The sequence below is a fragment of the Pseudoduganella sp. R-34 genome, assembly GCF_049904655.1.
Lineage (GTDB): Bacteria > Pseudomonadota > Gammaproteobacteria > Burkholderiales > Burkholderiaceae_D > Rugamonas.
In genome coordinates this window covers 1109326-1122850 of sequence record NZ_CP184572.1, presented here as the reverse complement: position 1 = coordinate 1122850, position 13525 = coordinate 1109326, and the positions used below count along the sequence as shown (strand labels likewise).

Here is a 13525-nt window from a genome sequence, read left to right as displayed (position 1 = left end):
ATGAAACTTCAAGCTTGTTGTCAGTAGCCGTCGCCATCGTTGCCCTGTTATCCTGGATTGAATTGGCCGAGACAAGCCTTGAACAGCACTGTCAGTACCAGCAGGTTGCCGCGAATACCGCTGATCTTGGTCGGCACCTCGCCAACCGGGTACTGCCGGGTTGTCGGCAGCTCCTTGCATACGTAGCCCAGCTTGGGAGCCCGGTACGACAAGTAGGCGAGCAATTCATAGCTTGAGAAAACGTCGCGGAACGGTGCGACCCTTGGGTCGAGCAGCATTTTTCTGCTGTAAGCCCGGAAGCCCTGGGTTGTATCGGTCCACTTGAAGCCCGATGCAATGCTCAGGCAGGGCGCGTGAATGTACTTGATCGCAAAGTCACGCGACTTCGGCGTATTGACGGCAACGCCCCCCGGCAGGAAGCGCGATGCCTGGACAAAATCGATCCCCTGCTCCAACGCTTCGATGAAGCGCGGAATCGCTTCCGGGTCATCCTTGTCATTGCCGTCGATGGTGACGATGCCCTCGTAACCGTGATCAAGCGCAAATGCGTATGCGCAGCGCAGCTGTGCACTCAGCTTGCCTGGACCTTTCTTGACGACCAGGCCCGTGACGCCGGCAAGCTTCAGCGCGCCCAGTTCCAGTGAGCCATCCTTGCTGCCGCCGTCAACAATAATGACGTCGGCCATCGCAGAAATCCGCAGCGCTTGCATGCGTTTCAGCAGATTCTTGATGCGCTCGCCTTCATTAATGACGGGAATGACGACACAATGCTTGTGGCGCTTGCCTTCCCAGAGGGCCACATCCATTGCCGGGACTTGCCATGCGTCCCGTCCAGCTTGAGAGATATTCATTTGGTTCATGCGACACGTGCCGTAATCAGGGCCACGCCAGCGACGACCAGGGAAATCCCGGCGACGGTAGTCCAGTGGAACGGCTCACGGAAAAGGAAAATGGAAAACAAAGCCACGGTGGCTACGGCCCCGGAGGTCAACACAGGATGGGCCACATTCAGCGGCAACCGCGCCAGTGCCGCGGCGTACAGCAGGAAGGCTCCGCCATACAAGGCCAAGCCCAGCCAGAAAGGCCAGTTAGTCAGCGCCGCCATCGGGTCTGACAGCGAGGGGAATCGGCGCGGCGGCATCATCGCGATCTTTACCAGGACGCTCGCCGAGGCATTGGCGAGAATGCCGAGCAACAAAATTGCCCACTTCATGCTGCCCCCCCCGCTGTCGGCCGGTACGACGCAGCGGCGCAGGACAAGGCGCGCTCCATTGCGGCCAGATGCGGTTCCTCCTTGGTCGCCACCATCTCAATCGACACGATATGGGCCGGGATAAAGCGCTGCATCACAACATGCAAGGCCGCGTGATCAGTTCCGGGATCTCCCAGCGGGACCAGGTTGGGCTCACTCGCGTGGACGTGCCCGATCAGGCCAGAGCAATCGGACAGCACGGTCTCGATGGATTCCTTGTTAATGGCCAGGGCGCCGGTATCGAGCTGCATCCGGATTGCCGGGTGATCGACGCTGCGGACGACAAGCGCGGTCTCTTCGCTGGTCGTCATGAAGTTCGCACCGTAACAAACCGGATTAGGCTCCAGGCAAATGATGACGCCATGATGCTGGGCGATATCCCCGAGGCGTCGGAAGAAAGCCACTGCTTCGGCCAGGGCCTGGCCGTCATCCAGGCCAGTGCGGTCGCGGTTCTTGGGCGAACCGAAAACCAGGCGGGTTGCCCCCAGTCCCGAGCCGATACGGCAGACTGCCGACAAATGCTCGAGCAATGCATCCTGCACCTCTTTCGGGCCAAAGACATTCAGTCCGACAGTGCCAAACAACAGCGCCTGCATGCCGGTGATCTCAATGCCATGAGCGGACCACCATTGCCTGACGCGGTCGATGTCGGCGGCACTGGCCTTGGGCGGTTCCGGGAAGTATTTGCCAGGTGCAATATCAATGGCATCGACATTGAATTTCCTGAGGAGGCTTGCGACTTCCTCATCTTCAGCAACATCCCAGGCGATGTTCGAAATAGCCAGTCTCATCAAGCATCTCCCGCCTTGACCGGTTCCGACTGGGCATACGCCCGGATTGCCTGGATCGTTTCACGTGCGCTGTACTGGTGGCGGCCGCGCGCACCAAACTGGTCGGCATAGCGGGTTTGCATATCGTAGCGCGCGGGCGCATTCGCGAGCTCCTGGGTAAATGGACGCCCGAATCCCTCCAGCGAAACGGCGCCGACGCTGACCGGCTCTGCAGTGAGGTGAACCAGCTTGAGTCCTTTTTGCAGCGCGGTCTGGATGTCGTACCAAAGGTTGACCATCGGGTAGAACTGGAACACTCCGCGGCTTTCGATTGCGTGCAGGTTGTTGTTGTTCAGGAAGTCGTAAATCACGTTCTTGCGCAAGCCCGGCCCCACCAGGCCCGGCAGGCGAACAATCAGATGCTTGGGGAAGTGCTCTTCCACGAACTTTTCCAGCTGGCGGCGGTGCAGCCCGTATGCGTGCAAGCCCTCCTCGTCGACCGGCGTGTCTTCATCGACACCCAATGGGCTCTTGAAGACATCGACAGTGCTGATCAAGACAAAGGTATTGCAAGTGATTGTCTTGAGGTGGCTGATCAGCGACGCGATCTTGACCTTGTCTTCCTCAGGTTTGCTGTTGGCAATCCATTTCTGCGCAGGCGCGCCGGCGCAAACGACCATGTCGAAATCCCTATTGTCGATTTCCTGGATATTGTTCGAGCGATAAAGAGCTTCGAAGGATGCCTGCTTGAGCAGGGTGGTTCCCACAAAGCCGGAGAATCCGATTAGCGCGTTTTGTTTCATTGCTTGCTCCGGGAAGGCTCGATCACTTCGGTTTCAAGTTTTTCGAGCACGTCGTAAATGTTGTCGATCTTTCCGCCCAGGATGGAATAGCAGCCAGGCAGCTCGGCATGTTTCTCGAACAGGATGGGACGGCCATCGTCCCCCTCGTTCTTCTGCAAAATCGTTTTCACTTCGAACAACGAGTCCACGTACTTCGCATCCAGCACGGCGGGCATGTAGCGTCCGACATCCCTCAGCATGCGGTCGACGCGCGACTCACGCGCATAATCCTGCAGCTTCTTGTAGGGATCGTTGCCGCCTTCATCTTGCCAGCTGAAGTGAGGCGTGTAGCGCACGTGGGACAGCGTATGCAGGCCACGCGCAGGGAACGGCATCATGGAGAAGAATGGACCATCCATCACGGTGACGCCCAGCCCCTCGAGCACTGGCGGAGCCTTGACCAGCGCCATTTCCGTGATTTCGTGCTTCAACCGGGTCAACGTGCCGGGGAAGTCACCGGCCAACTGGTTCAAGCCGCTGTAGGTGCAATTGAAAACGAAGCGGCAATGCAAAGCCTCTGGATTGCCATCTGTATCGACGGTGCTGACCAGCAACTCCGATCCGGGTTCACGCGACACTGCCATGGCCCTGGTCGAGAGCCTTACCTCGACACCGGATTCCTGCAGTTCCCGCTTGGCCCAGGCTGCCAGGCGCGTGGAATCGAAGGCATATTCTTCAACGAGAAAGACTGCTTCGATCAAGCGTGGTTCGAACAGCTTTTGCTGCGCGGCTTGTGCCGGCTCTATCTTGGCGCCGATTTCGTGGCAAAAGCGCTCGAATTGCTTGGCCGTCACCTTGGAATTGCGCCGCGCAATAGCGTAGAGCTTGGTGAAGTCCTGCTTGACTGCATCGGGCCAGTCGCGCACGAATTTGGGCAAGTTTACGCGGCTGCGGAAGGCGGTGGTAAAGCTGCGCGGGTAGTGATAACCGTTATGGACGCGCGCCTGGTTATGGTAGGAGGCGCGGCAAAGCAGTTTCGGTTCCCGCTCAAGGAGCACAACACGCTGGAGGCCGCGCTGCTTTGCCAGGTAGATGGCGATAGCTGCACCATAGAATCCGCCACCAATGATGACAGCGTCTGCATTTGTCGTGCTCACGCTCAGGTACCTACGCGCGCAGTCTGGGTATTGATGCTTGCGGCCTGGGACGCCACTGTTTCAATGTTCAGCTTTTCCTTGCGCGTCATGCGGGCGCTCGTGAATTCCTGGCCCACGTGGTAGAGCGGCCCTTCGTTCGTCAGGCTGGCCATATGCAGGATGTATTCGCCCAGCACCAGCAGCACCAGCGAAATCAGGAAGAACATGCCCGATTGCTGGAGCGACAGGCTGACCCAGCCCGGCGCCACATCGGCTTTGAAGACCCCGACCACGATCACGTAAATCGAGTACAACAAATTGGCTGCAGCTCCGAACAGGGACAGGCTGGTCACCAGGCGCATTGGCGCCTGGGTGGTCGAGACGAGCAGGCGCATGCCACGATCAACACTCTCGCCCAGCTTCTTGACGCTGCCTGCGGCAGGTTCGGCGCTGTATTCCATGTTGGCGCGCGCAAACCCGCCCGTCGCTGGCAAGTGGCGGTAAGTCACGGAAGGCTGCGGGTGCTGCAGGATGAAATTGATAACGCGCTTGCTAAGCAAGCGGTAGCTCGGCGCCTCATTGGCCAAGTCGATGCCGTTAAAGCTCTGGTAGAGCCAGTGGAATGCGCTGTATGCCGCGCGGTACGGCAGGCTTTGGCGGGGCTTCTTGCGATTATTGGCAAAGACCACGTCGGCGCCTTCGACTGCTTTCTCCAGCATCTGCGGCAGGAAGGCAATATCGTCGCTCATCGGATCGATGACCGCGACAAAATCGCCCAGTGCATTCTCCAGACCCACCCATGCTGCCGAATCGCTGCTGACCTCCTTGGTCAGCGCATAGACCTGAAGATTTGGCAGGCCGTCTTGCGCGGTCAGCTTCTTGAGTACCTGCACGCTGTCATCATCGGAAGCGTTGTCGACAATAATCAGTTCGTAGTCGCTAACGTAAGAGGCAGCCTGCTGGCTGGCCGTCCTGAGAATACCTTCCAATTGCGTGCCTTGGTTGCGCACTACAAAAACTACTGATAGAAAGACAGGATAGAACGCCATATTCACAATTCTCCGAACCCGGGCATGGTTATTACGCGATGAACCGCCCATTATACTTGGGCGCCAGAGCAAGCGTCACCCTTTATGTTCCCCGTCCGTACCATACCGCCGCCGTCTGGCGCTCCCTGTGAGCCTCGGGAAGGGGAGCCAGCAACTTGCGCCTGCCAAGGAACGCACCCGGCAAGTTTCCGAGCACGGAGTGCATGATAAGATCACGCACCCAAAAAAATTAACTCAACGACAAAACTCACGGGGCAAAATGATCGAAAAAATCAACAAGAGCCGCGATTTATTCATCCGGCTGTTAGCGGCTGGAGCGATCCTTTCGTCCGTGGCATTGATCGTTGCGCATTCACTTGCTTCGTCGATTAACATTCCGACATTCCATCTGGATGGTGCTTTTCAAACAGCCAGCGGCATGTTCCGGCTCGACGCCGGACAGTTGCCGGGGCGGAACTTCTTCCCCTATCTGGGTATTGGCCCCTTATTGCTGATTTTCCCCTTCTTTAAAATGGCGGGGGGCACCCTGGCTGCCAGCGTCTTTGCGGCCAAGTTCACTACATTGAGTCTCGGCTGGATTGCGACTTCGGTCATTTTTCACCTAATCTTCCGTGCGTCGAAGCTATGCTCGCTGGCAGCAGGCGCCGCGCTATTTGCGCTTTTATCGTTAATACCTGAGGCATCTCACTTATTCGATATTTTCAACTTTGCCCGCGAACCGGGTAATTCACTGCGGCCCATCCGGTCTGGCGCGCCCTATTTGGCAGGGATATGTTTGTATTTATTACTTAAACAGCAACAAGGGAAGTGGCGTGACATACTGGCAGGCCTGCTCGTGGGAGTCAGCTTGCTGTGGTCGAACGATTATGCGATTTCGATGGCTTTGTTAATCGCAGTCTTTTTCCTGGGGGTCTGCTATCTCAAGGAAAGGCCGACCTGGAAAAAAAGCATGGCAGTCATCGTCATCACAGCTATTTCTTCCTGGGCGGCCATGCTGCTGCTGATCACAGGCGGCCATCCCCTGGAATTCATAAAATACAATTTCGTGGACGTCGCCAATGACCAATGGTGGTATTTTTCCTCCTATCAGCCGTCAAAGCGGATATTCGAGGCCAGCCAGGTCACAAGAATTATTTCAGAGAAAAATGATTTTCCCCTTGGGGTATTAGCAGTCGTTTTGCTCTGCGTGATCAAAACCCGGAGGATTGAATTTGCCCTGCTAGCCTGGATCGGCATATCACTGTTTGCCGGTGGTGCCGTAGCATCATTAGGCGGACAACTTGGCAAGTACTTCGGCGGCTTCTACTATTGGGGGGCGGTGACGGCCATCCTGCTTGCGGCCAAAGCACTTCAGATTCTTGCATCGCGAACGATACAAATCTCGCCGGGTATCGCACATTCAATCGAGCTATGCCTGCTCACTATTACATTTGGTGCATTGTTTGCTGGCGCTGCTAAACAGTGGATGAATTACCAGCAAGCGTCGGAAATCGCTGAAAGTGATTCAGGCCGGTTTTATGTCCCGGAATTTGGCGGATTTCTTGCCACAGGATGGAAGGACTATATCAACTATGCCCGCAGCCACCGGGACAGCAAAATAATCGAGGAATACTGGGGAATCTTGAGCTCTCTTAACAGGAGCTTCCCATCCTGGCCGGTCGATGCCGCCATTCATGCTCTGGGAGAGGTTCGACAAACTGCCCAGTCCAAGCTTGCCAATGCCGATTTGCTTGTTACCACCCGTTTCAGCACCGAAGAATCTTGGCAGCAATGGAGCCTGAGCCAGAATTTCTGGTTCTACGAGGAAGTTTTATCCCGCTGGGAACCGGATTACGTGTCACCAACCACCATTGTATGGCGCAAAGCCAGCAAAGAGCGCGCATACAGCGCTGTCGGCTGCGATGTGGCGAAGGATGGCGGCGGCTTTACGCTCGCCTCTGATGCGAACGGCTTTTATGCAATCACCGTAAATTACTCGGCATCGGGAGCTGGGCGGTATTTGCTGATGCAAAAGAATAATATCTCGGCCATTGGCGATGGATATGTTTCGCTACCGATTAATGGATCGACTGCGTCAATTCCTGTACTCAAGACTCCAGAATCCGGTAGCTTTTTTGATATCAAGGTGGTGGGAAACAGCAAAGTTTCTGCATCAATCAAATCCTGCTCCGCCAAGCAGATTACTTACCAGAATGACGAAACTCTTCATGCGCCCTGGAGCTTCTATCTGACGGACGATAACTGGGATCACGGAGTGGCGCGCAGATGGGCAGGCTTCATAGTCCCCAATATTGAGTTGTATGTCCGGGATTTCGTGGTCGGCAACTACGTCAAGCTGGAAAACGGCGACACGCGGAAAGTCGTCGACGTCAAGCCTGCAGGCAAGTACCTGAACGTATATGTCGAGGGCGAGATCCTGATTCCTGGACGAGCTGGTGTGCCCTCCAATTACGTGATAGTGGCTCGCCAGCAAGCCAACGCGAAAATATAGCAATCGCCCAGGTTCACCTCGCAGCAGCGGTTGCAGCAACGCGCTTGGCCTGGTGCCATGGCAGGACTACAGCCGCGAGTATGGCCCGTGCCTGGCCGGCCGGGACCCGCATTCTCAAGGGGAAAAGGGATGCCAGTCCTAGGAGCTCGGCGTGCAGCTGTCGCTCGGCAACACGGACAAGGAAGGTTTGCTGCCCCTTCCCTCATGTGAAATCACCAGCTGATGGACAAGGGTTGCGCACTTGGTCAGCGCGACCATCGCGCAAACAACGCCCAAAAGCACGGTCGGCAAATCCCACAGAACTGCATTGATGTGTGGATGCACAAATGCGTGTCCCTTCGCTGCGATGACCCATGACATTGGCGAGAGGATGCTCACGATGAAAACTGCTCCAAGCGCCCTGTGCTTACCTTTCTCTGCCGTCAACAGGATGGCAAAGACTGCGAGAACGGCCAGTGTTACATAGAATGGCTGAGTCACCCCGGCGATGATTGGCTGGAAAAGTCTTCCAAAATACAATCCAACTACCTCAAACAGGGATGCCCCGTTACCCAGCGACTCTTGCACTGCCCCTCCTGACGCATAAGTCCTGCGCGTAACGTCAGATGCTATGGCTTGAATACCTGATGATATTGATCCTGCGCGCAAATAGGCATGCGCCAGCAATACGGCACCAAATGCCGCGCATCCAGAAATACCAATTTTGAAGATTGTTCTGATGGCATCCATCGCTGGCAAACGATCGCGGACCCAGAAATATACGATGGGCAAAAACGACGTGATCATAATTGACGGCAAATATTCGTAGCCGCAGGCGCATTTCAATGCCATAACTGCGAAGCAGGCAGCACAGGCCTTGCGCCCAAATCGATCAGATAGTGTTTCGAGCTGGCTTTGAGATGCCAGGCAAAGCACCAGCACAGCCGGCAGGAACCAGGTCCACGCCATCCAGTACAGATTTCCGGCGGCATTGACAAGCCACGGTGAAAACAGGGCAGCTATGCAGAGAGACGTTGCCGCAATAATTCCAAACTCAAATGCAATGAAATAGCCGACCACCGCGATGCAAAGGGATAACAACGCAATATTGAATCCGCGATAGAAATGTACGTCATGCTTCTTGAAAATTCGGTACAGGCCGCCGAATACAAACCCTGGGCCACCGATTTGGCTGTCATATCGAATGAAGTCGCCGGCGGGCGGGCGGCTGTCAGGCGCAAACGCACTGCTGAATGCGTTTTGGATGGGCCCATCGACGCGAACAGTGACGTAAGAATTGCTGATCGACGCTTCCACGACGGCGCGGACAGATCCATCGGGAAATTCCAACCGCTCCCCTGGCATGTACCGGCGAATATTCCAGTACGACGTGGGAACGATGAACGATGGTGAAAAACGCGAAAGCCCTCGCTCCCAATTCGGATCAGTCAGTTCAGCAAGATTGCTGCGAACAACTTGAGTGATGGACCCATCCCGGAATCGATCTCGGCAAGCCTTTTTCGGAAGGTAGACGCCTAGCCCAAGCCTGTCACGCCAACCCACCGCTTGCGTGTGCAGCATCGAGCACTCGACAATCTCTTCGGAAAAGTCATCGAAGCGGTCTCGATTGATGATCAGGAATGGATCGAAAAAAAATGAGAGAAAGCAGGTTGCGAAAACAGCGACCGCCAGAAGGAATGAGTTATTTGACAGTTTCGGCATCGTAATCCACGACTTGGGTTCAATCGCCGCGGTGACCAGGCCGCTCTGAAGAGGTCGATTATAAGCAGGAACCTGGCATCCCGGTCGATTGTTTAAATGCCGGCAGCATCGCATGCTGCCGGCTTGCGGCTGATTGATTGGCGCAGGGCTCAGTAGTCGCGAACCGTCAGTTTGTGGTGACGCGAACTGCCCCAGGCGTCGAAGTTCTTAACCTGGCCGAGCAACTGCTGCGCTTTCTTGCCCGGATCGGTCAGCAATTCAATCAATGGCCAGGCCGTCTGCAACGGGGTGGCGCGCACGTCGAGGCGGCGGCGCTGCGGCAAATAGTGCGCTGCGAACGCTTGCACGCCATCGCAAACCTCTTGTGCGATGGCCGACAGCTCGCCGGTGTCGCCGCGTCCGGCATCGAACACCGCTTCGACCCCGTTGGCACCATCCTGAAGGCCAATCACGGAGCGATGCGGCGCCGAGAAGAACAGCTCGGCTGTGACGCGGTTGGCGTAGACGCTGGCCACCGTTGCCGCCGACGTGCTGGCCTCATTGACCAGTGCTGCCATGCGCTGCGAACCTGCACGGCGCTGGCGTTCGGGCGTATCGGCCAGGCAGAAGTAATAACCGAATACGTCCAGTTGCATCAGCGGCTTGAGCGCCATCTCAAACGCTTCCTGGCTGGTCCCGCTCCAGCCAACGTCAACCAGGGCAACCCGGCTGCCATCCTTCAGCCCGATCTGGCGCAGGTAGCGGTACAAGGCGCTGCGGTTGCGCTGGCATACCTTGAGGATCTCCCAGCGGTAAGCGTACAGGAAGCTGGCCAGCCGCGGGTGCAGGGACGGTGAAATGCGCACATCGTCGCCGAGGCCCAGGTCGGCCATCGCCTGCGGCGCGGGCGGCGTCACGCCGATGCGCTCGAGGACTTCGTGCGGTGCCAGGCCATCGCTGCCCGACAGCAGGAAAGGCAGGAATTCGTTGAAATTGTCGGCACGGATCGCCGCCAGCGTGTAGGCGGTGCGCGAGCCGAGGAAGTAACAGTAAGGCGGCAAGGCGCAAGCAGGATCGGCGCGCGCAATGCGCTCCATCGTATAGCCGTCGCGCGACAGGAACAGGACATGCTCGACGCCGTCGGCGCGGGCACGTTCGCCGATCCAGTCGAGGAAACCGAGGTTGGCTGGCCCGCCATAGGTATAGCCCAGCTCGGCAAACGAGTCAGCCGCAATGTCGCGCGCGCGCGTGCGCAGCAAGCCCTGCCCCAAGGACAGCGCGAGCGATGCCGCCTTCCTGGTCCCGTCGCCGGCCGGCTTCGCGGCGCGGTAATGGAAAGCCATCAGGCCCTTGTCGCGTGGACGCGTGACGTCGGCAAGCTCATTGTCGCCGATGTGCAAGATTGCGCTGGCGTCAAGGCCCAATTGTGCCGCCACCGCGTCGAACAGCTCCCCAGCGTCGCGCTTGGTGGCATTGCGGTCGGCGGAAATGAACAATGGCAGATGATCCCAGCCATGCGGCCGCAGCGCCGCGACAAAGAATTCGGCCGACAAATACATATCGGAAGTGATCACCACCGGCTTGCCGGAGGCCAGCACGGCCGCGAACACTTGCGCCAGTTCCGGGTTCGGTTCCACCAGCGCCAGCTCGAGCTCATATTCGGCCTGCATCAGCTCGACGCCCGGCACGCCGCTCTCGGGCCAGCAGGCATAGATGTCGTGCAGGGTGATTTCCTTGCGCCCTGCCGCAGCCATGCGCCGGAACGCTTCGGTCTGGGCGGCGCGGCGGCGTGCGCGGAAATCAGGAATCCCAAAGCGGGCGCCCAGGATATCGAACGCGTCTTCGGGGTGAGACAAGGGACGGATGAACAGGGTGTCGAAGAAATCAAAGGAAACGGCGCTGGCGCGTGCCAGCAATGCCTCCAGCTCTTCGGACTGGAAATGGGCCTGCGCTGTGGCCGGCGCCAATGAAACAGGGGCAGGAGCGTTCATCAGCATGGCACCTCGAAATTGACACCGCAGGGGTGAAGATTGGGATTGTGGAACGGGTCGCGCTGGAAATACGCCGGGTGCGCCTCGTAGAGGCGATGCCGCTCGCGTGTCAGGCGCGCCAGCTTGACCGGGTCGATATGGTCGACGCCGCGGCTGATCGACTCGTGGTGGATCAGGGTGACCGCCGGAACGACAACGTTATACAGCCCGGCAGCCGCGCTACGGAAGCACAGCTCGACGTCGTTGTAGGCAATCGGGAAGCTCTCGTCGAACTGGCCCAGCGCGCGGTATTTGTCGGCGGCCATCATCAGGCAGGCGCCGGTGACGGCCAGCCAGTTATATTCCAGCAGGTTGCGCATATAGTAGCCAGGCGCCTCGGCCGGCTGGCGCAGGAAGGCATGGCCGGGGCCGTCGGCCAGGTTCAACACGCCCGCGTGCTGTACTTCGCGCGCCCCGGGATAGAGCAGCTTGGCGCCCACCGCGCCAATGTGCGGCAGCTGCGCATAGCCGCCCATGCGTTCGAGCCAGTCGGCGCACAGCACTTCGGTATCGTCGTTCAGGAACAGCAGCAGCTCGCCCCTGGACCTGGCCACGCCGATATTGTTCAGCTCGGAGAAGTTGAATGGCGCGTCGTGCCGCAGCACCTGCGCCTGGCCTGCCAGCTGCACCTGCTCCAGGTAAGCCAGGGTGGCCGCGTCAACCGAGCCATTGTCCAGCACGATGATTTCGAAATTGCGGTAGCTGCTCTTTTCATGGATCGACTCGATGCAGCGACGCAGCACCGCACCATTGTCGCGGCTAGGGATAATGATCGAAACCAGGGGCGTGCCGCGCAGGTGGTAATTGACGCGGAAGAAGCCCGGCATCTGGGTCACGGCTTCGACGCTGCCGGCATGGCCGCGCCGTTCCAGCGCGTCGGCGCGCACCCGGCGCGATGCTTCCAGCACATACGGCTTGGCGCCGATATCGGCCGCCACCGACGCAGGAATAATGCGCCAGTGGTACAGCACTTTCGGGACATGGCTAATGCGGCTGGTGTGTTCCGCTACGCGCAGCACGAAATCCCAGTCCTGGCAGCCGTCGTACTGCGAGCGCAGGCCGCCGACCTGTTCCAGCAGCCTGCGGCGCACGCAGGACACGTGGCAGGTAAACATGGTGCTCATCATCGTGTCCGGTGACCAGTCCGGCTTGAAATGCGGCTGGACATACCGGCCCTGCTCGTCGAGCTTGTCTTCGTCGCTGTAGACGAAGTCCGGTTGCTCGTCGTCGATGCACAAGGCCAATTCGTACAAGCAGTCAACAGTCAGCGTATCGTCGTGGTCCATGAACACGATGAAATCGCCCTGGGCCGCGGCCAGGCCGGCATTGGTGGCGCCGGCAATCCCCTGGTTCTTCTCCAGGCGCAGCAACTTGATTTGCTGATGGTCGATCGCAGACAGCGCGGCCCGGGTTTCGGCGCTGGGGCTGGCATCGTCAACCAGGATCAGCTCCCAGTGCGGATACCATTGCCCTTGCACTGACGAAAGCACGTCGGCCAATAGCTGCGGCGTCGTATTGTAGACCGGCACGACGATGGAAAAGCGCGGCGCGGCAGCCATCGCGGCCAGGCGTTCGGCCAGGTCGACAGGACGCTGGGGTTCAATATAGGTATAGCCCGGGCTGGCCGGCTCCAGCGCATAGCGGCCATCCTGCCCCCGCACCAGGGCGGCCGGCGTCAGCGAAAACCCGAGCGCGGCAGCAGTGCCAGCGGCACCCGCCTGGGCGGCGGCGCGCTGGTGCTGCTGGCGCAGCCGGGTCACCAGGCCACGCAGTCCTTCGCGCCGCCACACTTTCAGGGCGCGCGCCGCCAGGCTTGGCAGCGATTCCTGGCGCAGCAAGCGCAGCAGGACCGTGCGCGCGGCCGCGACTTTGCGCCAGAACGCCGCACCGCCGGTCAGGGTGCGCGCCGCCGTGCCCAGCCAGCGCAGCGGCGCACTGCAGCGCCAACTGGTCGAGTGATAGATCGCTTGGATGGCCTGCTTCAACGCTGCAATTTCAAGCTCGCGTTCACGCAGGGCCTGCTGCAGGCGCTGCACCTCGCTGCCGCGCTCGGCGGCAGCAATGACCAGGCTGTCCATCAATTCCGTGTAGTCGGTCGGGCGGCCTTCCTTGCGCCCCACCTTGTCGTAATGCTCCCGGCCTGAAGCAAACTGCTTGCTGCGCACGGCGGCGGCAACGTCCGGGTTGATCTTCAAGTACAAACTTTCATTGAATTCGGAATTCATGGTTACCACTTAAAAGGACGGGCGCGCAAAGAGCGTTACACGCGCTGGCAGCCGGGCATCGCCCCTGCTCCAGCGCGCCGCATGATTGCAAATTATACAATTTTAGTTCT

10 protein-coding genes are annotated in these 13525 nt (G+C 58.6%); 1 reads left to right on the top strand and 9 read right to left on the bottom strand.

What is annotated here, in order from left to right:
- Positions 1-47 precede the first annotated feature (47 nt).
- Genes ACN9MW_RS05240 through ACN9MW_RS05215 form a run of 6 tightly spaced genes read right to left on the bottom strand, consistent with a single transcriptional unit; the run spans position 48 to position 4929 of the window.
- Positions 48-860: a glycosyltransferase family 2 protein gene (locus ACN9MW_RS05240; RefSeq protein ID WP_426168261.1), complete on the bottom strand. Its 813-nt coding sequence runs from the start codon at positions 858-860 to the stop codon at positions 48-50.
- On the bottom strand, positions 857-1213 hold the full coding sequence (locus tag ACN9MW_RS05235; protein ID WP_426168258.1) for an SMR family transporter: 357 nt from the start codon (positions 1211-1213) through the stop codon (positions 857-859). The genes ACN9MW_RS05240 and ACN9MW_RS05235 overlap by 4 nt, the downstream gene beginning before the upstream one ends.
- Positions 1210-2043, bottom strand: coding sequence for a sugar phosphate isomerase/epimerase family protein (locus ACN9MW_RS05230; RefSeq protein WP_426168255.1), 834 nt, complete (start codon positions 2041-2043; stop codon positions 1210-1212). The genes ACN9MW_RS05235 and ACN9MW_RS05230 overlap by 4 nt, the downstream gene beginning before the upstream one ends.
- Positions 2043-2825 (bottom strand): pyridine nucleotide transhydrogenase, encoded by a 783-nt coding sequence (locus ACN9MW_RS05225; RefSeq protein ID WP_426168252.1) that lies wholly within the window; start codon positions 2823-2825, stop codon positions 2043-2045. Before ACN9MW_RS05225 ends, ACN9MW_RS05230 begins: the two co-directional genes overlap by 1 nt.
- Complete coding sequence (locus ACN9MW_RS05220) at positions 2822-3961, bottom strand: FAD-dependent oxidoreductase (protein WP_426168249.1); 1140 nt, start codon at positions 3959-3961, stop codon at positions 2822-2824. Before ACN9MW_RS05220 ends, ACN9MW_RS05225 begins: the two co-directional genes overlap by 4 nt.
- A gap of 2 nt (positions 3962-3963) precedes the next feature.
- A complete protein-coding gene (locus ACN9MW_RS05215; RefSeq protein ID WP_426168246.1) occupies positions 3964-4929 on the bottom strand; it encodes a glycosyltransferase in 966 nt (321 codons plus the stop codon).
- A 319-nt stretch (positions 4930-5248) separates the two neighbouring features.
- On the opposite strand from ACN9MW_RS05215, the gene ACN9MW_RS05210 reads away from it, so the two are divergent.
- Complete coding sequence (locus ACN9MW_RS05210) at positions 5249-7480, top strand: hypothetical protein (protein WP_426168244.1); 2232 nt, start codon at positions 5249-5251, stop codon at positions 7478-7480.
- Positions 7481-7618: 138 nt separating this feature from the next.
- Here ACN9MW_RS05210 and ACN9MW_RS05205 read toward each other — a convergent pair whose 3' ends face one another.
- The 3 genes from ACN9MW_RS05205 to ACN9MW_RS05195 form a co-directional block, all read right to left on the bottom strand.
- Positions 7619-9181, bottom strand: a complete 1563-nt coding sequence (locus ACN9MW_RS05205) for a hypothetical protein (RefSeq protein WP_426168242.1) — start codon at positions 9179-9181, stop codon at positions 7619-7621.
- Positions 9182-9330: 149 nt separating this feature from the next.
- Entirely contained in the window at positions 9331-11151 is a 1821-nt protein-coding gene (locus tag ACN9MW_RS05200) for an HAD family hydrolase (protein WP_426168239.1), read from the bottom strand.
- On the bottom strand, positions 11151-13385 hold the full coding sequence (locus ACN9MW_RS05195; protein WP_426168236.1) for a glycosyltransferase family 2 protein: 2235 nt from the start codon (positions 13383-13385) through the stop codon (positions 11151-11153). The genes ACN9MW_RS05200 and ACN9MW_RS05195 overlap by 1 nt, the downstream gene beginning before the upstream one ends.
- Positions 13386-13525 lie beyond the last annotated feature (140 nt).